Source organism: Kribbella sp. NBC_01505, assembly GCF_045040285.1.
Classification (GTDB): Bacteria; Actinomycetota; Actinomycetes; order Propionibacteriales; family Kribbellaceae; genus Kribbella.
This window is the reverse complement of the sequence record NZ_CP109425.1, coordinates 519,504-543,098: the sequence shown is the minus strand read 5'-3', so window position 1 is coordinate 543,098 and position 23,595 is coordinate 519,504. Positions and strand designations below refer to the sequence as shown.

The window sequence follows — 23,595 nt, the reverse complement described above, 5'->3', positions numbered from 1 at the left end:
GCACGAAGTGACACCCCGTTACCGGTTGTCCATGAACCTGGGGCCGCTAAGATCGTCCCTACGCCCGGAGAAAGCCAGTACTGCGGAAACGTCGAAGGACGGATCGGATGAGGCAGCAGTTCAAGAACCTGGACACGTGGCGGGGGAAGCTCACCGCTACCTGGGTGTGCTTGGCTCCGCCGACCGCGATGGTCGCGGTGTTCGTCGTCGGCGGTGTCACGTCGAACACGTTCATCGTCGACGCGCACGCCCTGGCCACCCAGCGCCCGGACGCGGTCTTCGACGACCTGGTCAACAACGTCCCGAGCCAGCCCGGCGTGGACGGCAGTCTGCCGACCCAGGAGAAGTCGACGGTCACCGTCCCGGTCACGGGCAGCACCGACGGCACCCCCCAGCCGATCCCCGGTATCACCGGCGACACCTCCGGCATCCCCAGCACCGTGCTGGCGGCGTACCAGAAGGTCGCGAGTGACCTCGCCCTCGCGAAGCCGAACTGTCACATCACCTGGCCGCTGCTGGCCGGTATCGGCAAGGTCGAGTCCGACCACGCCAACGGCGGCAAGGTCGAGGCGAACGGCGACACCCGCGGCAAGATCCTCGGCCCGGTGCTGAACGGCGGCCCGGGCATGGCGGCGATCTCCGACACCGACCAGGGCCAGTTCGACGACGACAAGCAGTGGGACCGCGCGGTCGGCCCGATGCAGTTCATCCCGGGCACCTGGAAGTCCTTCGGCGCGGACGGCAACGGCGACGGCGTCAAGAACCCGCACAACGTGTACGACGCGGCGCGGGCGGCCGGTGACTACCTCTGCTCCGGTGGGTCCAACCTGGCCGACGCCCAGGGGCTGGTCCAGTCGGTCCTGCGCTACAACCACTCGATGGACTACGTCTCCACCGTGCTGCGCTGGATGCAGTCCTACTCCAAGCAGACCGTGACGGTTCCGAACACGGACGGCGTGATCACCCCGCCGGACACCAACGGCAACGTGGACAACCCGACGCGGAACGACACCACCGGCCCGACGCCGACCCCGACTCCGACGGTCACGCCGACACCGACCCCGAAGCCGACCACGCCGAAGCCGACCCCGAGGCCGACCTGGCCGACGAAGCCGAGCACGCCGCCGACGTCCACCAAGTCGCCGAAGCCGCCGTACACGCCGCCGCCGTCGACCCCCAAGCCGCCGACCACCCCGACGCCGACGCCGCCGGTCTGCACGCCGACGCCGCCCACGACGCCGCCCACCACCCCGCCGACATCCCCGACTCCGACCCCGTCGGACCCGGACACCCCGGCAGGTACGCCGAGCGGTGGCGACGCGACAGGTCAGCAGGCGAAGGCACAGGCCGACGACCCGACGACCACCCCGTCGCCGTGTACGACGCCGAACCCGACCCCGGCCGGATCGACGCAGCAGGTGGCACCCCAGCCGGGTAACTGACCGCGCCGAAAACCCCTTGTTCTGCACGATTTCGTGCCGTTGCACTGCCCGTTCGCGCGGGTCAAGGGTGGGCCGGGTAACTTTGCATCGACTTGATGTAACTTTTTGGCGCATCGGTCGTTGAGCCGACTATGCGCCTAACCCGTAGTGGAAACCGTCGGGTCAAAATAATCATCGCGTCACTGTGTACGGTCCCGCTCCTGGTCGGGGCAATCGTGACAGTGGCTTCGGGTGGGGCCGGTGCCTCCGGCCAGCTCGCGACGGACAGTCCGGTTGCTCCACAGCCTGGAGCCGGACTGAACAGCGGTGAGTTCGACGAACTGACGATGATCGTGCCGCAGCGTCCCGGAGTGGACGGCCGGCTCGGATCCGACAAGCCTGCCCGTGCCGACGTGCCCGTCCAGGGGGCCACCGACGGCCGCTCGGTGGTCCGTCCCGGGCGTCCGGGGGCCGTCAACGGCATCCCGCGCGGGGTCTTCCCCGCCTACCGCCGCGCCACCGCGAATCTCGCCGTGGTCCGGCCGAACTGTGGTCTCACCTGGCCGTTGCTGGCCGGGATCGGCAAGGTCGAGTCCGACCACGCCAGCGGGGGCCGGGTCGACGTGGCCGGCACCACCCGCGGCAAGATCTTCGGCCCGATGCTGAACGGCAAGGGCGGCAACGGCAAGATCCCGGACAGCGACAAGGGCAAGTTCGACAGCGACCTGACCTGGGACCGGGCCGTCGGCCCGATGCAGATCATCCCGCAGGTGTGGGCCGACTTCGGCGCCGACGGCAACGGAGACGGTTTCCGCAACCCCAACAACGTGTACGACGCGGTCACCACGGTGGCCGTCTACCTGTGCGCCGAGGGTGATGACCTGAAGCGCCCGCGCGACCTGGTGGAGTCACTGCTGCGGTACCAGCACTCCAAGGACTTCGTCGCCACGGTGCTGAAGTGGATGCGCGTCTACAGCAAGAACGCGGTCCTGATCCCGAACGAGAAGGGTCAGCTGTCGGTCCCGAAGCCGGCCGGTAACGCCGAGCGCAAGACCGACCCGCGCGAGGTCCCGGACGTGCCGGACGACACCAAGACGCCGACGCCGACCCCGACGGCCAAGCCGCCGACAACGGTGCCGACGACGACGCCGGACCCGGTGGAGCAGCCGACGAAGCCGCCGACGCACAAGCCGACCAAGCCGCCGACCCAGAAGCCGACGCCGACCCCGACGCCGACTCCCACGCCGACGCCGACCCCCACTCCGACCCCGACGCCGACTCCCACGCCGACGCCGTCGGAGACCCCGAGCGGCACGCCGTGTACGGCGGACCCGACCACCCCGACGTGTACGCCGGGCGGCGGCTCGCACGGGTGATCCCACGCCGGATACGGTCAGTCCATGACTGTGCCGGATTCCTTCCCCACCCCACCGCCCCGGTCGTCCGGCGTACTCAAGCTCGTCGGCACGGTGCTGCCGTCCGGTGAGCGACAGGAGCTGTATCTGAGTGGCGGGCTGGTCGTCGACCGGCCCGCCACTGCTGATGTCACCACCGTGCACACCGGTGGCTGGATCATCCCCGGCCTCGTCGACGCGCACTGTCACATCGGCCTCGACACCCATGGTGGTGTCGACGAGGCGACCGCGGAGCTGCAGGCGATCGCCGACCGGGACGCGGGTGCGTTGCTGGTCCGCGATGCCGGTTCGCCGACCGACACCCGCTGGATCGACGACCGGCCGGATCTGCCGAAGATCATCCGGGCGGGCCGGCACATCGCCCGCTCGAAGCGCTACATCCGCAACTACGGCTGGGAGATCGAGCCCGACGAGCTGGTCGCGTACGTCGAGCAGGAGGCCCTCCGCAGCGACGGCTGGGTGAAGCTGGTCGGCGACTGGATCGATCGCGGGGCCGGCGACCTGACCCCCTGCTGGCCGGCCGAGGCGCTGAACGCGGCCATCGCCCGCGCGCACGAGCTCGGAGCCCGGGTCACCGCGCACGTCTTCGGTGAGCACGCCCTGCCCGATCTGCTCGCTGCCGGGATCGACTGCATCGAGCACGGCACCGGTGTCGAGCCGGACATGCTGGCGCTGATGGCCGAGCGCCAGGTGGCCGTCGTACCGACTCTGATCCAGCTGGAGAACTTCCCGGAGTATGCCGAGCAGGCAGCGGCCAAGTTTCCGGTCTATTCGGCGCACATGACCGACCTGTACGAGCGTCGGCTGCATCGGCTCCGGGATGCGTTCGAGGCCGGGGTGCCGGTGTATGCCGGGACCGATGCGGGCGGTGTACTCGGGCACGGCCTGATCGCGAGCGAGATCCAGGCGCTGACCGGGATCGGTATGTCGGGGGAGCAGGCGCTGGCGGCCGGCTCCTGGGCGGCGCGCGAGTGGCTCGGGGTGCCGAGCACGCTGCAGCCGGGCGATCCGGCCGATCTGGTCGTCTACGAGGAGGATCCGCGGCTGAACTCGGCCGTCCTGTCGTCCCCGAAGGTGATCGTCCTGCGTGGCAGAATCGCGTGACGAGGCGAATTCACGCCGTGACGGGAAAAAGTTCACTCAACTACTGGTCATGACGGAAGGTTTTCGCCTAGCGTGACGGCTAGCTTGCATTCGGGACCACCGACCGCCCCTCGGTGGACCGACCAAGGGAAGGAACCGCCCATGGGGAAAATCGCCCGAGTACCCGTGCCCAGACTCTCCGCCCTGCTGGCCGCGGCGGCCGCCGGCGCGCTCGCGCTGAGCGCACTGCCGAGCAACGCCGCGCAGCCGTCCGAGCCCGCCGGCCCGGTCGACATCTCGACCGCGTTCACCAACGCGTCCGCGAAGTACGACGTACCGCGTGAGGTGCTCGTCGCCGTCGGGTACGCGGAGTCGCACCTGGACGGCCATGACGGCAAGCCGAGCCAGGCCAACGGCTACGGCGTCATGCACCTGGTCAGCAACAACAAGAACCCGACCATGTCCGAGGCCGCCAAGCTGACCGGTCTGCCGGTCGAGCAGTTGGCCAAGGACACGCCCTCGAACATCGACGGCGCCGCCGCGGTCCTCGACTCGTACGCCGATGCCGCCGGACTGGCCGGCGACGCCCGCAAGGACTCGGGTCGCTGGTACGAGGTCGTCGCGAAGTACTCGCACTCCGCCGACGGACCGACCGCCCGCCTGTACACCGACGAGGTCTACCGGATCATCGGATCCGGTGTGCAGGCCGAAGGTGTCACGGTCGCGCCGAAGAAGGTCACCCCGCAGCTCGGCGCGTACACGAAGGTGGCCCCGCTGGGCACCAGGAGTGCGTCGTCGGTCCAGGCGGTCGACTACCCGGGCGCGATCTGGAACGCGGCCAGCACCAGCAACTACACCGTCGGCCGGACCAAGGCGATCACCGCGATCACCATCCACGTGACCCAGGGCTCGTATGCCGGCACCATCAGCTGGTTCAAGAACCCGTCGGCCCAGGTCAGCGCGCACTACGTGATCCGGTCGAGCGACGGCCAGGTCACCCAGATGGTGGCCGAGAAGGACAAGGCCTGGCACGTCGGCACCGAGAACGGCTACACGGTCGGCATCGAGCACGAAGGCTTCGTCGACCAGCCGTCCTGGTTCACCGATGCGATGTACAAGGCGTCCGCGGCACTGGTCCGCAACATCGCCGACCGGCGGGGTATCCCGAAGGACCGGGCCCACATCAAGGGTCACAGCGAGTTCCCGAACCAGACGCACACCGACCCGGGTCCGAACTGGAACTGGACCTACTACATGCAGCTGGTGAACGGCGGCAACCCGAACCCGCCGACGTACAACTTCACCACCTACGGCAGCGGTGTCCGCGTCCGCGCGACGCCCCGCCTGAACGGCACCATCGTCACCGAGCTCCCCGGCCCGACGCAGGTCTTCGTCACCTGCCAGGTCCAGGGCGACTCCGTCACGGCGGAGGGCACCACCAACAACTGGTGGGCCAAGCTCCGCGACCAGGGCGGCTACATGACCAACATCTACATCTCCGACCCGAACCCGAAGCTCCCTGGGGTCCCGGTGTGCTAGCAGTCACAGCCGTTTCGTCCACGCCAGCCAGCTGACGAGGACTCCCATCACCAGCCAGCCCGGCCAGCCCTGCAGACCCACAGTCATCGGGTCCAGGTCCTGGCCGGGCGCGCTGAGTTGCCACACCAGGCGAGTGCTCACGTTGCTGACCACCGCATGCGCCAGTACGGCGGGCAGCACGGAACCCGAGCGGAGCCGCAGCCAGCTGAAGATCGGCAGCACCAGCAGGCAGGCGACCACGAAGCTCCCCACCGAGGCGAGCATGGAGTGTCCCGGGTACTGCCCACCCATCAGCAGCGTCGGCAGGTGCCACAGCGCCATGATGACCCCGGTCCGCACGTACGCCGGTAGTAGCCCGTACCGCCGCATCCGCGGCAGCAGGTACCCCTGCCAGCCCAGCTCCTCGCCGTAGAAGAACGGCAAGCCGATCACTACCTGGAACGCAGCAGCGCCGACCCAGCCGAGCATCTGAAGCTCGAACAGCCTGCTGAGGTCGAACTCGTACCCACCCGCCAGCCAGGCGACCACCAGTGACGCCACGGTGAGTCCCAGCGGCACGGCGATCGCTAGCGCGCAGTCCGCGAGGCCCTTGCGCCACGGCCTGGGCAAGACGAGGCCCAGTGCGGCCCGGAGGTCGGGCACCTTCACGACATAGCGCAGTACGAACACCGCAGCCAGGGCCGGGGTCAGCATGGCGGCGAAGATGCAGACCGTCTCGAACGTGCCCATGGCAGGTCTGTTGCCTGTGCGCTGGAAGCCGCTGAGCAGCAGCGGCGACATGGCCAGCCAGATCCCGCCGAAGGCGAGTGCGAGGTAGATGGGCAGGTCGGCTCGGGGTGGGCGGTGCAGGCGGGGTTGAGCTGTCGTCGTCATCCAAGTGACGCTACGAGCGCTGGCGCGTGGTTACGATCCAGTGTGGGGGTGGGTGAAGAGTAGAGCCTGCTGTACCGACTGGGACGCCTGTGGTGGAGGAGGCTTGAGCCATGTTGACGAAGAGGCTGTCCCGCGGGGTATCGGCGTGTGGGTACCTGACGATCCGGTACCTGAAGGCTGTCGTGCTCATGGCGGCGACGCCGATCAGTGTCCTGTTCGGCTGGCTGCTTCCCGGTGTGACGGCCGGTCTGGTGCGGCTGGCGAACAGTGAGCTGGACCGGGCCGGCAAGTTCTTGGGCCAGTCTGAGGCGCCCCAGCTTCCGGCGGCCGCAGAGCGGGCTTCCGGCGATCTGGTGACGCTGTTCCGGGACAAGTCGTTCAAGCGGAGCCTCAGGCTCTACCTGGGCGTGCTCGCGATGGTGCCGGAGCTGTTCATCGCGGTGTTCGCCATCTTCGCCGCACCGAGTGCGGTGCTGTCCGGAGTCCTGTGGCCGATCGACCCTGGCAATTTCAGCATCATGGGCCTCGGCATCGACAGCTGGTGGGACGTCGCGTGGCTGGTGCCGTTGCAGGCCGCGCTGGGGCTGGGGACGCTGGCCTGGGTCGCGCCGGCGGTGGCACGTGGGCATGCCAACGCGGTCAACAACCTCCTTGCGCCTAGTGCAGAGCAACTGGAGACCGTGCGGCTCAATCAGCGGGTAGACGAGCTCACTCGGACCCGGGCGGGTGCAGTGGACTCCCACGGCGCTGAGCTCCGCAGGATCGAGCGGGACCTGCACGACGGTACTCAGGCCCAGTTGGTGTCACTCGCGGTGCGCATCGGGATCGCCAAGCAGGTCATGGCGGATGACCCGGAGAAGGCCGCCAAATTGCTTGACGATGCTCGGGACGGCGCCGAACAAGCCATGCACGAGCTCCGCGGCGTACTGCGCACCATGTACCCGCCGATCCTTCAGGACCGTGGTCTGGCCGGTGCGGTCGCCGCACTGTGCGCTCGGTGTCCACTACCGGTCGAACTGCGCATGGGTGAGCTCGGGCAGGTCCCGGCCCCGGTCGAGGCCGCTGCGTACTTCGTCGTCGCTGAGTCGCTCACGAACATCACGAAGCACTCTGCGGCCGGACGGGTCGACGTGGTGCTGGAACGGCGCGGTCCGGAGCTCTACCTGGAGATCACCGACGACGGGATCGGTGGCGCGCGCATCAACGAGCAGTCCGACCTGCTGGGACGGGGGAGTGGCCTGCATGGCATGCTCCATCGTGTGCAAGCGATCGACGGTCACCTGGAGCTGACCAGCCCGATCGGCGGACCCACTATGATCGAGGTCATCCTTCCGTGCGAGTGATCATCCTCGAGGACAATCCGATCCTGGCCGAGGGGCTCGGTCTGCTGCTGAGCAATTCGGGGTTCGAGGTGGCGGCGGTCGCCGCCGATGCCGACGCCTTCGCGCAGAAGCTGGCCGCGCACGAGGTGGACATCGCGATCGTCGACGTACGCCTCCCGCCCACCTTCACCGACGAGGGCCTGCGCGCCGCGATCGAGGCGCGCAGGGTCCGCCCCGGCCTTCCGGTGCTGGTTTTTTCGCAGTACGTCGAGGAAATCTACGCGGCTGAACTGCTCGCGGCCGGCAGTGAGGGCGTCGGCTATCTCCTGAAGGACCGCGTCTCCCGCGTCGACGAGTTCCTCGAGGCGGTACGCCGGGTCGCGGCCGGCGGCACGGTGCTCGACCCCGAAGTGGTCAGCCAGCTGATGGTGAAGAAGAGCAATCCGCTCGATCGCCTCACCCCGCGCGAGCGTGAAGTCCTCGCGCTGATGGCCGGAGGTCTCGGCAACACCGCGATCGCGGAGAAGCTCATCGTCTCCGAAGGTGCCGTGCACAAACACGTTGGAAACGTTTTCCTCAAACTGGACCTGCCGCCGTCCGATTCCGGACATCGCCGTGTGCTGGCGGTTCTGGCCTACTTGGGACTCTGACGCATGCGGTCTTGACGATCCGTGCGACGTACGCCACTCTCAGTCCAGAGAGCGCTCTCACACCCACCGAAACCGCCCCTAGGTGAGGGAGAGATCCATGAAGATTTTCGTTGCCGCCGTACTGGCCGTGAGCGCGATCGGCGTTCCCGGACAGTTCGCCGGCCAAGCTGTTGCCTCCGGCATCGACAAGCCGTTGACCGTTTCCGGTCAGGCCGCCGCGATGCAGCGGGACTTCGGACTGACCGAGCAGCAGATGAACGAGCGGCTCAAGTCCGAGACCGATGCCGCCAAACTGTTGCCGGCCGCCCAGAAGGCTGCCGGTGCGGAGTTCGGCGGTGCCTGGTACGACGCCGCCCAGCAGAAGCTGGTCGTCGGGCTTGCCGGTTCGACCCGGACCGCCGCCGTACAGGCGACCGGTGTCGGGACGGTCGCCGTACCGAAGACCGCCGCTGTGCTGGACAAGCAGAAGAGTGCCGTCGACAAGCTGGCCGGCAAAGCTGTGCCTGCTGAGGTCAGCGGCTGGTCGGCCGACCCCAAGACCGGCAGTGTGGCGATCAATGTCCAAGCAGGTAAGCGATCCCAGGCCGTCGACGCGTTCGTGGCCAACGTCGCCAAGTCCGGCACCGTGACGGTCCGGGAGGTCGCGGCCCAGGCGCCGCGGACGTTCGCGGCCGGCACGGTCGGCGGCGACCCGTACTACGTCAGCAACATCCGCTGCTCGATCGGCTTCTCCGTGTACGGCGGTTATGTCACCGCCGGCCACTGTGGCCGGAGCGGAAGGGTTCGCGGCTGGGACAACTCGGACCAGGGTGACTTCCGGGCCTGGTCGTTCCCCGGCAACGACTATGCCTGGGTCGCAACCGGCTACGGCTGGTGGACCGTCCCCGTCGTCATCGGCTGGGGCCAGACAAGTGACTCGCTCGTCCGCGGATCGTGGGAAGCGCCGATCGGATCGTCAGTCTGTCGCAGCGGTTCGACCTCACACTGGCATTGCGGCAATGTGACGGGCAAGAACGAGACAGTGAACTACGGCAACGGTCAACTGTTCTACGGAGCAACCAAGACCAGTGTCTGCGCCGAGGGCGGCGACTCGGGCGGGTCGTTCATCACCGGTGACCAGGCGCAGGGCGTCACGTCCGGCGGCTGGGGAGACTGCAGCGGTGGCGGTGAGACCTGGTTCCAGCCGGTCAACGAGATCCTTCAGGCCTACGGTCTGACGCTGCACACGGCCTAACGAGACAGGTGGCCCGGATTCCCCGCGCAAGAGGGGATCCGGGCCACCTGTGCTCAGCAATCCGGTACGCCGGGGAGCTTCGCGTTCGGATCGTCGATGTAGATGTTGGTCATGAAGCCGGCTGGTGAGGCCAGCTTGGCCCACCAGTTGTTCGTGTAGCCCTCGGCGGTCACGGTGTCGCCCTGCTTCTGGCAGAGCACCCGCACCGAGGTCGGACCGGCCAGTCGTGTGACCAGGCCGGCGCTCAGTTTGGCGTCGGTGCGGACGGCGACGTCGGAACCCCAGGTCATGAAGGGCTTTCCGGGCCCACCGCAACCGTTGTCACTGGTCAGGTGGTAGCTGCCGTAGGAGCCCGGGTAGGCGAGCCCGCTGCCGTTGATGACGATGTTCTGGCCGACACCGTTGAGCAGTTGCTCGTAGTGGATGTGCGGTCCGGTCGAAGCGCCGGTCGTACCGGTCACTCCGATCTGCTGGCCTTGGGAAACGACTTGCCCGTTGGCCACCGAGTACGCGGACAGGTGGAAGTAGTACGTCTTCCAGCCACCGCCGTGCTCGATGGCGATGTAGTTACCGGCGCCACTGGGCTGGGAGAACCGGTACGCCGTACCGCCCGCGGAAGCGAGCACCGGCGTACCGCCAGTGGTGCCTCCGTCGGAGCGGATGAAGTCGAGTGCGCGGCGGACCTCACCGGAGTGGTGGCTGTAGGTCCAGCGTTGGCCACAGGGGAACGGGGCCTTGAAGTTCGGCGCGGCCTGCGCCTGCAGCGGTGCGGCCACCAGGGTGGCGGCACCGAGCAGGAGCGCGGCGAGAACTGCTAAGAATTTTCTGGGCGGCATTTTTGCAGTGTCGTGGTGAACAACAAACCACGCAAGACCCAGAGTAGTTACTAAATGTCAGAGCGCTTCTGTCGTGCTCTGCGGTAAGGGCTTGGCGTCTTCGCTCTTGGTGCTCAGCGACTCGATCAGCTGCTTGGCCAGCGCGAATCCCGAACCACCCATGGTGATCGTCCTGACCAGGGTGTCCTCGATGCCCTGGGCACCGTTCAGGACGACCATGTTGCCGACCTTCTCGAACGAGCTTGCCGCGGCGCGGACGATCTCCGGGTAGGCCTCGGCCAGCTGCTGGGCGACGACCGCGTCAGTGTTGGTGGCGAGCGCCTCGGCGCGGGCCTTGATACCGGCCGCCTCAGCCATCGCCTTCGCCTGTACAGCGGCCGCCTCGGCCTTACCGTTCAGCTCGGTCGCCTTCGCCTGGGCCTCACCGCGCAGCGTCACCTCGCGGGCGTTCGCCTCGGCGGAGGCGATCTGCGCGTCGCGGGACGCGTTGGCCAGCGTGCGCTGCTTGTACGCCTCGGCGTCGGCCGGCTTCAGCACCGACGACTCCAGCTGCTTCTCGGCCAGCGACGCGTTCAGCTTGGCGGTCTCGGTCTCGGCGACCACAACCTGCTGGCGGGCCAGCGCCTCGGCCAGCGGGCCGGACTGCTGCGCCTTCGACCGCGCCTGGTCGACCTCGGCCTGGTAGCCGGCCTGGGCGATCGAGCTCTGCCGGACGGCGGCCGCCTTGGCCGCCGCGGCGACCTGCTCGCGCTCGGTGGCTTCCTTGTCCCGCTCGGCCTGCGCGATCCGGGCCGCGGCCTCGACGGCGGCGGCCTGCGGACGGCCGAGGTTGCGGATGTAGCCGGACTCGTCGTCGATCTCCTGGATCTGCAGCGAGTCGACCACCAGGCCGAGCTTCTCCATGTCACCGGCCAGCGAGCCACGGATGTTCGTGGTCAGGGTCTCCCGGTCGTGCAGCATCTCCTCGACCGTGGTCGAGCCGACGATCGCACGCAGGTGACCGGCGAACAGCTCGTGGATCGTGCTCATCACCTGCTCGTCGCTCTGCTCCAGGAAGCGCCGCGCCGCGTTCGCGATCGAGCCGTAGTCGTCACCGACCTTGTACGCCGTGACGCCCTTGATGTGCAGCGGAATCCCCTGGCTGGAAACACAGGTCACGGTCAGCGGAGTGGCCCGGATGTCCAGCGGCAACCGCCGTACCGTCTGGAAACCGGGGAGAACCGCGGTGCCACGACCGACCACGATCTTGAAGCCGAGGGTCTCGTTGACCTGCTCCGAGCTCGAGTGTGCGCCGAGGCCGGAGATGATGAGTGCCTCGTTGGGCTCGGCGACCCGCCAAACCATCCGGAACAAGAGCAGTAGTACGACCAGGGCGATGGCGCCACCGATCACGTACGTCCAGAGCATTTCCCCTCCAGGGAACCAGAAGCTACAGCGTGAGCTACAAGGCGCGGGCGACGTAGACGGTCCGCGGCGGGTCGTAGTCCACGACCACGATCTGCGCGCCGACCTCGATCTCTTCGTCGACCGCGGGGTAAGCGTAGAAGGCTTCGGTGGCACCACGGACCGGCAGCATCACTTCGCCGACGATTCCTGGTGCGATCCGCCCGATCACGCGTCCCCGCTTGCCAACCATGACGCCCCTCCGACGTACCGCTGCTGCTTCCGGTTCCGGAGTTTAGCCTCTGACCGCCCCCTCGGTGGCGCCCTTGATGAACTGGCGCGCGAAGACCAGGAAGATCACGATCAGCGGGATCATCGCCATCAATGCCCCGGTCATCAGCATGCTGTAGTCCACGCCGTGCGACCGGTTGAGGCTCGAGAGCGCTACCTGCAAGGTCAGGTGGTCGGGGTTGGTCAGCACGATCAGCGGCCAGAAGTAGTCGTTCCAGGAGCCGACGAAGGTGAAGATGCCGAGGAAGGCGAGCGCCGGCCGGGCCGATGGCAGCGCCACGTGCCGGTAGACACCGAGGAAGCCGCAGCCGTCCAGCGTGGCCGCCTCGACCAGCTCGTCATGGATCGAGCTCTGGAAGTACTGCCGGAGCCAGAAGATTCCGAAGGCGTTCGCCGCGGCCGGAATGATCAGTGCCTTCAAGGACCCGACCCAGCCGAACGCCGCCATGGTCTGGAACTGCGGGATCGCGCCCAGCTGTGCGGGCAGCAGCATCGTCGCCAGCAGGATCACGAACAACGCGTTCCGCCCGGGGAAGCGCATCTTCGCGAAGGTGAACGCGGCCAGCGAGTCGAAGAACAGCACCAGCACCGTGGTCGAGACCGCGACCACCAGGGTGTTGCCCATCGACTGGAAGAACGCGACGTTGTGCAGCACCTCGCGGACGTTGTCGTCGAACTGCGACCCGAACGTGAACTTCGGTGGGAACCGGTAGATGTCGGCGGTGGTGTTGGTCGCCATCACCAGCGTCCAGTAGAACGGGAACAGGCTGGCGATCCCGGCGATCGCGAGGACGACGTGCAGGGCGACGCCCCGGGGGTGCCACTTCACTGTTTGCCCCTTCCGCCGACGAGCTTCCAGTTGATCGCGGTGAACAGCAGCACGAGGAAGAAGATGCTCATGGCAATGGCCGCGGCGTACCCGTAGTCGTTGTTCAGGAACGCCTGGCTGTAGAAGTACATGACGATGGTCAGACCGCTCTGCCCGACACCGCCGCTGTTACCGGCGATCACCTGCGGTTCGGTGAAGGTCTGCAAACCGCCGATCGTCGAGGTGACGACGGTGAACAGGATCACCGGCCGCAGCTGCGGCAGCGTGATCGAGAACAGCGTCCGGACCGGGCCGGCGCCGTCCACCTTCGCGGCCTCGTACTGCTCGCGCGGAATGGCCTGCAGACCGGCCAGATAGATGATCGTGTTGTACCCGGCCCATTGCCACACGATCATCGTGGAGACCGCGATCTTGATCCCCCACGGCTGCCCGAGCCAGTCCTGCGTCTCGATGCCGAGGGCCCGCAGACCGGAGTTGATCAGCCCGAAGTTCGTGCTGAAGACGGCCGCGAAGAAGATCGCGGCCGCGACCAGCGAGGTGATGTTCGGGATGAAGTACGCGATCCGGTAGAAGCTCGAGAAGCGGACGGCCGAGTTCAGCATCACCGCCAGCACGAGCGCGATCGCCAGCGTCGGCACGGTGGACAGGAAGAACAGCTCGATCGTGTTCTTCAGCGCCAGCCAGAACGTGCTGTCCTGGAGCAGGAACGAGAAGTTCTGCAGGCCGACGTTCTCCCGGGGACTGAAGCCGTCCCACTTCTGGAACGCGAGCAGGATCGTGGACGCCATCGGATACAGCCCGAAGACCAGGAACAGCACGTAGAACGGCGACAGCGCCAGGTAGTAGCGCCAGTACGACGCGATGCCGCGCCGGCGTCTCGTCGTACGAGGCGCCTTCGCGTGAGTTGTCGCGGTCAGTGTCACTGAACGCCCTGACGTTTGCCGATCTGCTTGGCCTTCTCGACGGCCTCGGCCCAGCCGGCGTCGGAGGTCTTCTTGCCGGCCTGCACCAGCTTGAGCGCGTCGGTGAACGGTACGGCGATCGCCGCGTCCAGCGGGGCCTCGTACGCGATCGGGATGTCCTTGGCGGCCGGCCCGAACACCTCGATCGGCACCTGCCCACCGAAGAACGGGTCCGCCGCCTTCAACTGCGGCTTGTCGTACGCCGCCGGCGTCGCCGGGAAGATCTGCGCGTCCGCGAACGCCTTCGCCTCGTTGTCCGGGCTGAGCATGTACTTGATCACCTCGAACGCGGCCTTCGGGTCCGCGGCGTTCTTGGTGATCGCCAGGAACGAGCCGCCGAAGTTCGCCGGGCCACCCGGGGTCGGCGCGACCCGCCACTTGCCGACGCTCGTCTTCGCGGCCGCCTTGATGTCCAGCGCGACCCAGGCCGCGCCGACGACGGTCGGCACCGTGCCCTGGTCGAGGCCGGCGTTCCAGTCCGTCGATCCGCCGAGGGTCTTGCCGTCGACCTTGAGCGTGATCGCCTTGACCGCGGTGTCCCACGCCTTGCGGATGTGGTCCTGGTCGCCGATGAACTTGTTGTCCTTGTCGATATAGCGCGATGTGCCCTGGTTGACGATCGTGCCGTACATGTCGACCGCATCCGCGACGATGAACGCCTTCGGGTTCTTCGCCTTCAGCTCGACACCGGCCTGCAGGAAGTCGTCCCAGCTCTTCATCTGCTCACCGACCTTCGCCGGATCGCCCGGCAGCCCGCCGGCGGTGAAGATGTCCTCGCGGTAGAACAGCGCGGTCGGGCCGATGTCGATCGGGATGCCGAGCACCTTGCCGTCCAGTGTCGTGGCCTGCTTGACCTTCCACTCCAGGTACTGGCCGAGGAAGGCGTCGTCGGCGCCGATCGTCTTCAGGTCCACGAACCGGCTGGCCTGCGGCAGCAGCGACGCGATGTCCTCGCCCTTGATCCCGGTGATGTCGGGGATCGACGTACCGCCGCTGAACGTGGTCAGCAGCTTCTGCTTGAAGTCGCCGCCGACCTCGGAGTACTTGATGTGCTGGTCGGGAAAGTGCGCGATGGTGTCGTCCAGCACCGACTTGCCCAGACCGCCCGGCCAGCACCACAGTGCGAGGTTGCCTCCTGCGTTCTTCTTGGTCGAGCCGGTGTCCATTCCGGACGAACAGGCGACGACTGTGCCGCCGAGCACGGCTGCGAGGCCCCCAGCAAGCAGCGTCCGACGTGACAGGTCCATGGTCTTACCTTCCTGAGTGTGCGCTGATCAGCGCGTGGAGGTGCCGGTCTTCGGGGTGTTCCTGCTGCCACCTGGCCAGGTCCGCCCAGCGGGGCGCCGCGTCGGCGCCGCCGAGTTTGGTGACGGACAGAGCCGCGGTGAGGGCGGCGAAACGGACCCGCTGCGCGAGCGGCAGGTCCCACAACGTGGCAGCGATGAAGCCGGCGGCGAACACATCACCCGCCCCGGTGGTGTCCGCCGCCGGGACAGGGAAGGCCGGTACGGCGATGCGCTCGCCGGTGCGGCCGTCGATCGCCTCGGCCCCGTGCGTGCCGTTCGACACCACGACCACCGGGACCAACGCGCCGAGTGACTCGAGCGCGGCCGCGGGCGACGTCGTACGGGTGTAGGCCATTGCTTCGCCGGCGTTCGGCAGGAAGACGTCGCAGTGCTCCAGTTGGTCGAGGACTGTTGGGTCCCACTGCTCGGTCGGGTCCCAGCCGACGTCGGCGAAGACCAGGCTGCCGGCGGACTTCGCCTTGGCGAGCCATTCGTTCGGCCAGGGGCCGAGGTGGGCGGCGACGGCTTTGGCCTTGGGGGGAGTGGTGATCAGGTCGTCGGCCGACAACGGGGGAGTGGTGCCGCGGGTGACCAGGGCACGATCGTTGTCATAGGCAAGGGCTACGGTGAGCGGGGTCGGCCAGCCTGCGAGCTTGCAGGAGAGCTCCAGGTCGATGCCCTCGTCGGTCGTGAGGTGATCCCAGAGCCGGTCGCCGAGGTCGTCGGCGCCGAAGGCCGCGGCCATGCCGGTGCGGAGTCCGAGCCTCGCCAGCGCGACGGCGAAGTTGGCGATGCCGCCGGGGCTCTCGTGCGAGTCAGTCGCCCAGACCTCGGTGCCGGGGCGCGGGGGCGTGGGCAGGCCGAGCACCAGGTCCTGGAACACCAGGCCGGACACCACCACGTCAAGCTCTTCCATGAGCTGCCCACACTCCTGCAGGTTTGATCAAACTCTTGCGTGAATCTTGAGACTATTCGCCAGATTCCGCAATACCCCATCATCGAACCGACCAAAACAGCATAGCTCTGACTGAAAATGACAGAGTTTGCGTGATACGGTCGTGATGTGTTGCCGAAGCAGCGTCAGGACGAGATCGTGCGCGCACTCCGGGTCGACGGGGCCGGGGGCGTGAAGATGCTGGCTGCCCGCCTGAGGGTCAGCGAGGCGACGATCCGCCGCGACCTCGAGCAGCTGCACGACGAAGGCCGGCTGACCCGGGTGTACGGCGGCGCGCTGGCCGTGGATGGCGGCGACGAGCCGTTCGCCGATGTGAACGCCGTACATGCGGCGGAGAAGGATCGGATCGCGCGGCGGGCCGCTGAGCTGGTTCAGGACGGCGAGTCGGTCCTGCTCGACATCGGGACCACCGCGCTGCGGGTCGCCCAGCACCTGCACGGGCGGTCGCTGACCGTTGTCACCAGCAACCTTGCTGTCCTCGAGGAGCTGCAGAACGACGAGTCGATCGAGCTGATCATCCTCGGCGGTTTCGTACGGCGCAGCTACCGCTCCCTGGTGGGGTATCTGACCGAGGAGAGTCTGCGGCAGATCCACGTCGACTGGCTGTTCCTGGGGACGAGCGGGGTCCGGCCCGACGGGCGCGTGATGGACAGCACGATGATCGAGGTCCCGGTCAAACGCGCGATGATCCAGGCCGCCGACCGCGTCGTCCTGCTCGCCGACGCGACCAAGTTCCCCGGCCACGGCGTCGCCCGCGTCTGCGAGCCGAGCGAGCTTCACATGCTGGTGACCGAGCCCGCCGCCGACCCCGGGACCCGGGCCCAGCTGACCGAAGCCGGCGTCCAGGTAGTGCTCACATGACCCCGTGCGTCCTCGGCGGCGCAGTGCGTGGTCCGCGTGTTGACAGGGAGATTGGACAGGTGGGTTTCGAGTGAGACTGACGATTCTCGGCGGCGGCGGATTCCGGGTGCCGCTCGTCTACCACGCCCTCCTGGGCGACCGCGGCCCAGGCCGCATCACCGAAGTAACCCTCTACGACACCGACCGAACCCGCCTCTCCTCCATAGCCGCCGTCCTCCGCCAACAAGCCCATTCGCTAACGTCCGAAGACACGCCGGCGCCCGTCTCCGGATCTTCGGACGTTGTGAGAGAAGCGCCGGTGGTGACGGAGACGACTGACCTGGATGAGGCGATTCGGGGAGCGGACTTCATCTTCTCGGCGATCCGGGTGGGTGGGCTCGAGGGGCGGACTGTCGACGAGCGGGTGGCGCTCGATCTCGGGGTGCTGGGGCAGGAGACGGTCGGCGCCGGTGGGATCGCTTATGGGCTGCGGACGATTCCTGTCGCGACTGCGATTGCTCAGCGGATCGCTGCGTTGGCGCCTGAGGCCTGGACGATCAACTTCACCAACCCGGCGGGGATGGTCACCGAGGCGATGATTCCGTACCTGGGCGACCGGGTGATCGGGATCTGCGACTCACCCTCGGGCCTCGGTCGACGGGCTGCGTTGGCGCTCGGGGTGGATCCGGCGACCGCGTTCTACGACTACGCCGGGCTGAACCACCTCGGCTGGCTGCGTGGGCTGCGGTCGGGTGGAGTCGACCGACTGCCTGAGCTGCTGACGTCCACCGAGGAGCTCACCTCGTTCGAGGAGGGGCGGCTGTTCGGGGTGGACTGGTTGCGCTCACTCGGCTCGATTCCGAACGAGTACCTGCACTACTACTACTTCGCGCGCGAGACGCTGGCCGCCGTACAGGCTGTGGAGCAGACCCGCGGGACGTTCCTCCTGGAGCAGCAGTCCGCGTTCTACGCCGAGACGGCGCAGCACCCCGACCAGGCGCTGGAGCTCTGGCAGAAGACCCGCGCCGAGCGGGAATCGACGTACATGGTCGAAAGCCGTGAGATCGCCGACGCCGGTGAGCGCGACGCACGCGACATGGCGGCCGGCGGGTACGAGCAGGTCGCGCTGTCCCTGATGCGCGCGATCGCCCACAACGAGCGTGCCTCGCTGATCCTCAACGTCCGCAACCGCGGCATCCTGCACCACCTGGACGACGACGCGGTGGTCGAGATCCCGTGCACCGTCGACGCCAACGGCGCCCGCCCGATCGCCGTCTCCCAGCTCACCGACCACCAGGCCGGCCTGGTCACCGCGGTCAAGGCCGTCGAGCGCTCCACCATCGAAGCCGCCACCGCTGGTTCCCGCTCCGCCGCCCTGCGGGCCTTCGCCTGGCACCCCCTGATCGACTCCGTCACCGCCGCCGGCCACCTCCTCGACGCCTACACCACCCACCTCCCCGACCTCACCTACCTCCGCCGCTAGCCCCCGCCCCCGCCGAAATCCGCCCCGCCGAAATCCACCCCCGCCGAAATCCACCCAAAGGTGGGTCGGCTGCTCTTTGTGCACGATGCGCGTCTTTGGGTAGCCACCAACCGTTTTCGGGACCCGGAAGTGGTTGGTGGAGTCCCAAAGATGGGGTCTGGGCACGAAGAGAAGCGGACCCACCTTTGGGCGCGAGGTGGGGAGGGGTCGGTACGGCGGGGTGCGGGGTGGGGTGGGAGGGGCTGGTACGGCGGGGTGGGGTGGGGGTGGATTGGGCTTCCGGGGGTTGGATCTGGCAGAATGGATGGCTGAGTCCGTCCAGGTCTGTGCAGCCCTCTAACTCCACTGCCTGGGTCCGGCCCATTCGAGCTGTCACTCGTTGTCCCCACGACGGCGTGCTGCTCACCCAGACATGTAATCCCAAGGGAGTTCCCGCAAACGTGGCAGTCAAGATCCGTTTGAAGCGCATCGGCAAGAAGCGTGCGCCGCACTACCGCATCGTCGTGATGGACGCCCGCAACAAGCGTGACGGCCGCGCCATCGAGGAGATCGGTAAGTACAACCCGAAGGCCGAGCCGTCGTTCATCCACGTCGAGTCGGACCGGGCGCAGTACTGGCTGAGCGTCGGCGCGCAGCCGACCGAGGCCGTCGAGGCCATCTTCAAGGCCTCCGGTGACTGGCAGCAGTTCAAGGGCCTGGACGCGCCGCCGCCGCTGCGGGTCAAGGAGCCGAAGCGTGACAAGCAGGAGATCTTCAACGAGGCGCTGGCCGAGGCCCACGGCACGCTGAAGACCGAGGCCGTCACCGCCAAGAAGACGGCGAAGAAGGCCACTGCCAAGGACGAGACCCCGAAGGCGGAGGCCGTCGAGGCCAAGGCTGACGAGGCTCCCAAGGCCGACGAGGCCCCGAAGGCTGACGAGGCTGCTGTCGAGGCCCCGGCCGCCGACGACGCCAAGGCCTGACGGTGATGGAGACCGAGGCGCTGGAGCACCTGGTCCGAGGCATCGTGGACAACCCGGACGACGTGAGTGTCCGGGCCCGCAACCTGCGACGCGGCCGGACGCTCGAGGTGCACGTGCACCAGGACGACATCGGCAAGGTGATCGGCCGTAACGGCCGGACCGCCACCGCGATCCGCACGGTCGTCGGAGCGCTCAGCGCCGAGCAGTCGCTGCGCATCGACTTCGTCGACGAGTTCAACAAGCGGCCCCGCCGCTAAACGAGCTCCGCTGAAGGCCGCGTCCCCACTGGGGGCGCGGCCTTCACGCATCCCTAGGACCAGGCGCTCATCACGTGCTTGAGGCGGGTGTAGTCCTCGACGCCGAAGACGGAGAGGTCCTTGCCGGTGCCGGACTGCTTGAAGCCGCCGTGCGGTAGTTCGGCCGGCAGGAGCTGGTGGCAGTTGATCCAGACGGTGCCGAAGTCGAGTTCGGCGGCCAGTCGGGTGGCGCGGCCGTGGTCGGTCGTCCAGACGCTGGAGGCCAGCGCGAGGTCGACGCCGTTCGCCAGCCGGATCGCCTCGGCCTCGTCCGCGAACGGCTGCACGGTGAGCACCGGCCCGAAGATCTCCCGCTGGACCACGTCGTCGTCCTGCCGCGCTCCCGCGATCACGGTCGCGTCCAGGAAGTACCCCGGCCCCCGGCCCGAGCCACCAGCCACGATCTCGGCATGATCCGGCAGCCCGGTCAGGAACTCCTCCACCCGGCCCTTCTGATCCGCGCTGTTCAGCGGCCCGAACGCGACGTCCGCCTCGTCCGGTGCGCCCGCCCGGCTGGCCCGCGCCGCGGCACCCAGTTCGCTGACGAACTCGTCGTACGCCGATTGCTCGACCAGCACCCTTGTCGCGGCAGTGCAGTCCTGGCCGGCGTTGAAGAAGCCGGTGAACGCGATCTGCTCCGCCGTACGCCGCAGATCGGTGTCGGCGAACACGACCGCCGGCGCCTTCCCGCCAAGCTCGAGATGGACGTTCTTGAGCGTCGGCGCCGCCGCGGCCATCACCTCGGCCCCGGCTCGCGTGCTGCCGGTGATCGCGACCATGTCCGGCCGCCGGTGCGTGACCAGCAGCCGTCCGGTGTCCCGATCCCCGCAGACCACGTTGAGTACGCCGGGCGGCAGCACCTCCTGCGCCAGCTCGGCCAGTCGGACCGTGCTCCACGGCGTGGTGTCGGCCGGCTTCAGTACGACGGTGTTCCCGGCCGCGAGTGCGGGCGCGATCTTCCAGATCGCCATCATCAATGGGTAGTTCCACGGCGTGATCTGCGCGATCACGCCGACCGGCTCCCGTCGTACCGAGGAGGTGAAGCCGGCCTCGTACTCAGCCTGCGCGATCCCGGTGAGCACCCGGGCCGCACCGGCGAAGAAGCGCAGCTGATCGACGCAGGGGAGTAGCTCGAGCTCCCGCGTCGCCGCCCGCGGTTTGCCGGTGTTGCGGACCTCGCACTCGATCAGCTCGTCCGCATGCTCGGCGACCAGGTCGGCCAGCGCGAGGATCGCCTGCTGTCGCTGGGCAGGCGTCGTACGTCGCCAACCGGTGAAGGCCTCGGCCGCTGCACCGACAGCTGCGTCCACCTCGGCCTCCCGCGAGCGAGGCGCCGTACCGAGGGCCTGTGCGGTGGCGGGATCGACGAACTCCATCGACTCCGCGGCCGCACTGGCCTTGCCGCCGATCACGTTGGTCAGCGTGGTCACGCGCTACTCCCGTCGATGGTGAGCTGAATCAGGGTCGGCCGGTCCGCGGTGAGTGCCTCGGCGGCGAGCTCACCCAGTACGGCGATCGACTCGGCCTGCACGCCGTAGGCGCCGATTGCGCGCGCCATGGCCGGCAGATCGGGCTGGTAGAGGTCGACCGCTTGCGGGGTGATGCCGCGATCGACCATCTGCTCGCGGATCTCGGCGTACCCGCCGTTGTTGATCACGACGATCGGCAGCGGCAGCCGGAGCTCGGTCGCGGTGACCAGCTCCTGAATCGTGAACATGGCCGCGCCATCACCGAACAATCCGATCACCGGTCGGTCCGGCTGCGCGATCTTCGCCCCGATCGCGGCGGGCAGGCCGTAGCCGAGCGTCGCGTAGCCGGTCGGGTAGAGCAGCCGGTTGATGGTCGTGAACGGCCAGTGGTGGACGGTGCCGTAGTAAGTGACCTGCGAGCTGTCGCCTGCGACCACCGTGTCGGCCGGTAGTGCCGTGGCCAGCGACTCCTGGATCGCTGCCCACGGCCCGGCGTCCGCAGCGGCATCGGTGCGGATCGCCTGCTGCCACTCGGTCACGTGTGCGGTATCGAAGCTCTTGGTGGTGAGCTGGAGTGCCTGCCGAGCGTCGGCGACGATGCCGAGGTCGGCGTGCAGGTTCTTGTCCAGCTGATCCGGGTCGACGTCGATGCGGATCACCTTGGCGGCCTGCGCGACCCCACCCCACAGATCCGAGTCGCCGAGTTCGGTGCCGACGGCAACCACCAGGTCGGCCGCCGCGATCACCCGATGCGCGGCCGGGAGCCGGATCGAGGCGCCGAGCGCGACCGGATCGTGCTCGTCGACGATCCCCTTGCCGTTCACCGTCGTCAGCACTGGTACGCCGTTCGCCGCCAGCGCACGGATCTCCGCTGCCGCGCCGCGGGCGCCGCCGCCCGCGACAATTAGCGGCCGCTCGGCCTGCTCGAATGCCTCGGCGATCGCCGACGAGTCGACGCTGGCCGGCTCGTAGCGCCGGGCGGCGACCACGGAACGCCGTACCCACTCGCCTTCGAGCACATCGACCGGCACCTCCAGATGGACCGGCCGCGGACGCCTGGTGGTGAACCCGAGGAAGATGTCCGCGATCACCTCGGGCAGCTCGTCGGCGCTCTCCACCCGGATGCTCCGGTCGCAGACCGCATCCAAGGCACCCTGCTGATTCTTGAGCTCGTGCAGCCAGCCGAGGTCCTTGCCGACCGTGCCACGCGGTGGGCCGGGCGAGATCGCGAGCGTCGGCACCGAGTCGGCGTACGAGGTTGCGAGAGCAGTGATCGCGTTTGTGATCCCTGGTCCCGAAGTAGTGATCAGCACGCCCGGGCCACCCGTCACCCGCGCGTACCCGTCGGCGGCGTACCCGGCGCCTTGCTCGTGCCGTGTGACAATGTGCCGGATCCCCGAGGCAGGCAGATACCGGTAGAGCTCCAGGTTGTGCGTTCCCGGAATGCCGAAGACATGCCGTACGCCGTTGGCCGCCAAGCTGTCCACGACGGCCGCGCCGCCCGTGACCGCGTCAGCCATTGGAGTCTCGGGGCGCCATCGCACTGATCAGCTCGTACGCCGCATGCGCGGCCGCGATCCCAGTCACCTCGGCGTGGTCGTACGCCGGTGCCACCTCGACAATGTCCGCACCGACCAGATTCAGCTCGGCGAACGCCCGCAGCATCTGCAGCAACTCCCTACTCGTCAGCCCACCGGCCTCTGGTGTCCCGGTCCCCGGTGCGAAGGCCGGGTCCAGTACGTCGATGTCCAGCGACACGTACGTCGGCCGGTCGCCGACCCGTGCTTTGATCCGGTCTACCGCCCCACGCCACCCGTGGTCGTCGAACTGGTGTGCACCGATCACCTGGAAGCCGAGCACCTGGTCATCGGTCAGGTCCTCCCGCGAGTACAGCGAGCCGCGGATCCCCACATGCAGCGAACCGGTCTGGTCGATCAGCCCCTCCTCGGAGGCGCGGCGGAACGGCGTCCCATGCGTGATCGGTGCACCGAAGTACGTGTCCCATGTGTCCAGATGCGCGTCGAAATGCACCACTGCGATCGGTCCGTGCGCCTCATGCATCACCCGCAGCAGTGGCAGCGCAATGGTGTGGTCACCGCCGATAGTCAGCGGCTTGGCGCCAAAGCCGACCACCTCGCGCACACCAGCGTCGATCTGCTGGACCGCCTCGAGAATGTCGAACGGGTTGCAGGCGATGTCACCAGCATCAGCTACCTGCTGCAGCGCGAACGGCTCCACGTCCTGCACCGGGTTGTACGGCCGCAGCAGCTTGGACGACGCCCTGACGTGTCCGGGTCCGAAGCGCGCGCCAGGCCGGTAGCTGACGCCGGAATCGAACGGTACGCCGATCACTGCGACATCTGCCCGAGTCACCTCGTCGATCCGCGGCAACCGCGCGAAGGTGGGCGGACCGCCGTACCGGGGGATCTTGGTCGCGTCGACAGGGCCCCTGGGCGAGTTGGTCAT

General features: G+C 68.0%; 22 protein-coding genes. 11 read left to right on the top strand and 11 right to left on the bottom strand.

All coding sequences use genetic code 11. The features are described from left to right. Positions 1–107 precede the first annotated feature (107 nt). The 4 genes from OG474_RS02305 (at position 108) to OG474_RS02290 (ending at position 5,458) form a co-directional block, all read left to right on the top strand. Complete coding sequence (locus OG474_RS02305) at positions 108–1,442, top strand: lytic transglycosylase domain-containing protein (protein ID WP_405060487.1); 1,335 nt, start codon at positions 108–110, stop codon at positions 1,440–1,442. A 215-nt stretch (positions 1,443–1,657) separates the two neighbouring features. Next, a complete protein-coding gene (locus tag OG474_RS02300; protein WP_405060486.1) occupies positions 1,658–2,797 on the top strand; it encodes a lytic transglycosylase domain-containing protein in 1,140 nt (379 codons plus the stop codon). A 24-nt stretch (positions 2,798–2,821) separates the two neighbouring features. Beyond that, positions 2,822–3,940, top strand: coding sequence for an amidohydrolase family protein (locus tag OG474_RS02295; RefSeq protein WP_405060485.1), 1,119 nt, complete (start codon positions 2,822–2,824; stop codon positions 3,938–3,940). Positions 3,941–4,081: 141 nt separating this feature from the next. Further along, positions 4,082–5,458 (top strand): N-acetylmuramoyl-L-alanine amidase, encoded by a 1,377-nt coding sequence (locus OG474_RS02290; RefSeq protein ID WP_405060484.1) that lies wholly within the window; start codon positions 4,082–4,084, stop codon positions 5,456–5,458. 3 nt (positions 5,459–5,461) lie between these two features. Here the strand turns inward: OG474_RS02290 and OG474_RS02285 are convergent, their stop codons facing one another. Continuing rightward, positions 5,462–6,331, bottom strand: a complete 870-nt coding sequence (locus OG474_RS02285; protein WP_405060483.1) for a type II CAAX prenyl endopeptidase Rce1 family protein — start codon at positions 6,329–6,331, stop codon at positions 5,462–5,464. 110 nt (positions 6,332–6,441) lie between these two features. On the opposite strand from OG474_RS02285, the gene OG474_RS02280 reads away from it, so the two are divergent. The 3 genes from OG474_RS02280 (at position 6,442) to OG474_RS02270 (ending at position 9,537) form a co-directional block, all read left to right on the top strand. Beyond that, positions 6,442–7,674 (top strand): histidine kinase, encoded by a 1,233-nt coding sequence (locus OG474_RS02280; RefSeq protein ID WP_405060482.1) that lies wholly within the window; start codon positions 6,442–6,444, stop codon positions 7,672–7,674. Beyond that, positions 7,665–8,303, top strand: a complete 639-nt coding sequence (locus tag OG474_RS02275) for a response regulator (protein ID WP_405060481.1) — start codon at positions 7,665–7,667, stop codon at positions 8,301–8,303. The genes OG474_RS02280 and OG474_RS02275 overlap by 10 nt, the downstream gene beginning before the upstream one ends. Positions 8,304–8,400: 97 nt before the next feature. Then, the gene (locus tag OG474_RS02270; protein ID WP_405060480.1) at positions 8,401–9,537 is read left to right on the top strand and encodes a S1 family peptidase; all 1,137 of its coding nucleotides are present in this window, start codon (positions 8,401–8,403) and stop codon (positions 9,535–9,537) included. 53 nt (positions 9,538–9,590) lie between these two features. On the opposite strand, the gene OG474_RS02265 is transcribed toward OG474_RS02270, so the two are convergent. From OG474_RS02265 to OG474_RS02235, 7 genes are read right to left on the bottom strand one after another with little or no spacing between them, the layout of a single operon-like run. After that, positions 9,591–10,373 (bottom strand): M23 family metallopeptidase, encoded by a 783-nt coding sequence (locus OG474_RS02265; RefSeq protein ID WP_405060479.1) that lies wholly within the window; start codon positions 10,371–10,373, stop codon positions 9,591–9,593. Between the two features lie 57 nt (positions 10,374–10,430). Then, on the bottom strand, positions 10,431–11,780 hold the full coding sequence (locus OG474_RS02260; protein WP_405060478.1) for an SPFH domain-containing protein: 1,350 nt from the start codon (positions 11,778–11,780) through the stop codon (positions 10,431–10,433). A gap of 34 nt (positions 11,781–11,814) precedes the next feature. Then, positions 11,815–12,009 (bottom strand): hypothetical protein, encoded by a 195-nt coding sequence (locus tag OG474_RS02255; protein ID WP_405060477.1) that lies wholly within the window; start codon positions 12,007–12,009, stop codon positions 11,815–11,817. A gap of 42 nt (positions 12,010–12,051) precedes the next feature. Then, positions 12,052–12,876, bottom strand: coding sequence for a carbohydrate ABC transporter permease (locus tag OG474_RS02250; protein ID WP_405060476.1), 825 nt, complete (start codon positions 12,874–12,876; stop codon positions 12,052–12,054). Next, positions 12,873–13,799, bottom strand: coding sequence for a carbohydrate ABC transporter permease (locus OG474_RS02245; RefSeq protein ID WP_405060475.1), 927 nt, complete (start codon positions 13,797–13,799; stop codon positions 12,873–12,875). The genes OG474_RS02250 and OG474_RS02245 overlap by 4 nt, the downstream gene beginning before the upstream one ends. After that, positions 13,796–15,085, bottom strand: a complete 1,290-nt coding sequence (locus OG474_RS02240; protein WP_405060474.1) for an ABC transporter substrate-binding protein — start codon at positions 15,083–15,085, stop codon at positions 13,796–13,798. The genes OG474_RS02245 and OG474_RS02240 overlap by 4 nt, the downstream gene beginning before the upstream one ends. A 4-nt stretch (positions 15,086–15,089) precedes the next feature. Beyond that, a complete protein-coding gene (locus OG474_RS02235; protein ID WP_405060473.1) occupies positions 15,090–16,040 on the bottom strand; it encodes a carbohydrate kinase family protein in 951 nt (316 codons plus the stop codon). A 147-nt stretch (positions 16,041–16,187) separates the two neighbouring features. On the opposite strand from OG474_RS02235, the gene OG474_RS02230 reads away from it, so the two are divergent. From OG474_RS02230 to OG474_RS02215, 4 genes are all read left to right on the top strand, one after another. Continuing rightward, the gene (locus tag OG474_RS02230) at positions 16,188–16,940 is read left to right on the top strand and encodes a DeoR/GlpR family DNA-binding transcription regulator (RefSeq protein ID WP_405060472.1); all 753 of its coding nucleotides are present in this window, start codon (positions 16,188–16,190) and stop codon (positions 16,938–16,940) included. A 70-nt stretch (positions 16,941–17,010) separates the two neighbouring features. Continuing rightward, entirely contained in the window at positions 17,011–18,402 is a 1,392-nt protein-coding gene (locus OG474_RS02225) for a 6-phospho-beta-glucosidase (RefSeq protein WP_405060471.1), read from the top strand. A 440-nt stretch (positions 18,403–18,842) separates the two neighbouring features. Beyond that, complete coding sequence (gene rpsP / locus OG474_RS02220; protein WP_405060470.1) at positions 18,843–19,364, top strand: 30S ribosomal protein S16; 522 nt, start codon at positions 18,843–18,845, stop codon at positions 19,362–19,364. A gap of 5 nt (positions 19,365–19,369) precedes the next feature. Next, complete coding sequence (locus tag OG474_RS02215) at positions 19,370–19,621, top strand: RNA-binding protein (protein ID WP_405060469.1); 252 nt, start codon at positions 19,370–19,372, stop codon at positions 19,619–19,621. A 53-nt stretch (positions 19,622–19,674) separates the two neighbouring features. Here OG474_RS02215 and OG474_RS02210 read toward each other — a convergent pair whose 3' ends face one another. From OG474_RS02210 to speB, 3 genes are read right to left on the bottom strand one after another with little or no spacing between them, the layout of a single operon-like run. Beyond that, positions 19,675–21,090 carry an aminobutyraldehyde dehydrogenase gene (locus OG474_RS02210; protein WP_405060468.1) on the bottom strand — a complete coding sequence of 472 codons (1,416 nt, stop codon included), beginning with the start codon at positions 21,088–21,090 and terminating at the stop codon, positions 19,675–19,677. Next, positions 21,087–22,649, bottom strand: a complete 1,563-nt coding sequence (locus OG474_RS02205) for a thiamine pyrophosphate-binding protein (protein ID WP_405060467.1) — start codon at positions 22,647–22,649, stop codon at positions 21,087–21,089. Before OG474_RS02205 ends, OG474_RS02210 begins: the two co-directional genes overlap by 4 nt. Continuing rightward, a complete protein-coding gene (gene speB / locus OG474_RS02200; protein WP_405060466.1) occupies positions 22,642–23,595 on the bottom strand; it encodes an agmatinase in 954 nt (317 codons plus the stop codon). Before speB ends, OG474_RS02205 begins: the two co-directional genes overlap by 8 nt.

Excerpts from the sequence above, each read along its gene's own strand:
- OG474_RS02305 (WP_405060487.1), top strand. The coding sequence starts at position 108 with ATGAGGCAGCAGTTCAAGAACCTGGACACGTGGCGGGGGAAGCTCACC.
- OG474_RS02295 (WP_405060485.1), top strand. The coding sequence starts at position 2,822 with ATGACTGTGCCGGATTCCTTCCCCACCCCACCGCCCCGGTCGTCCGGC.
- OG474_RS02290 (WP_405060484.1), top strand. The coding sequence starts at position 4,082 with ATGGGGAAAATCGCCCGAGTACCCGTGCCCAGACTCTCCGCCCTGCTG.
- OG474_RS02285 (WP_405060483.1), bottom strand. The coding sequence starts at position 6,331 with ATGACGACGACAGCTCAACCCCGCCTGCACCGCCCACCCCGAGCCGAC.
- OG474_RS02280 (WP_405060482.1), top strand. The coding sequence starts at position 6,442 with ATGTTGACGAAGAGGCTGTCCCGCGGGGTATCGGCGTGTGGGTACCTG.
- OG474_RS02270 (WP_405060480.1), top strand. The coding sequence starts at position 8,401 with ATGAAGATTTTCGTTGCCGCCGTACTGGCCGTGAGCGCGATCGGCGTT.
- OG474_RS02265 (WP_405060479.1), bottom strand. The coding sequence starts at position 10,373 with ATGCCGCCCAGAAAATTCTTAGCAGTTCTCGCCGCGCTCCTGCTCGGT.
- OG474_RS02260 (WP_405060478.1), bottom strand. The coding sequence starts at position 11,780 with ATGCTCTGGACGTACGTGATCGGTGGCGCCATCGCCCTGGTCGTACTA.
- OG474_RS02255 (WP_405060477.1), bottom strand. The coding sequence starts at position 12,009 with ATGGTTGGCAAGCGGGGACGCGTGATCGGGCGGATCGCACCAGGAATC.
- OG474_RS02240 (WP_405060474.1), bottom strand. The coding sequence starts at position 15,085 with ATGGACCTGTCACGTCGGACGCTGCTTGCTGGGGGCCTCGCAGCCGTG.
- OG474_RS02235 (WP_405060473.1), bottom strand. The coding sequence starts at position 16,040 with ATGGAAGAGCTTGACGTGGTGGTGTCCGGCCTGGTGTTCCAGGACCTG.
- OG474_RS02215 (WP_405060469.1), top strand. The coding sequence starts at position 19,370 with ATGGAGACCGAGGCGCTGGAGCACCTGGTCCGAGGCATCGTGGACAAC.
- OG474_RS02205 (WP_405060467.1), bottom strand. The coding sequence starts at position 22,649 with ATGGCTGACGCGGTCACGGGCGGCGCGGCCGTCGTGGACAGCTTGGCG.
- speB (WP_405060466.1), bottom strand. The coding sequence starts at position 23,595 with ATGACCAACTCGCCCAGGGGCCCTGTCGACGCGACCAAGATCCCCCGG.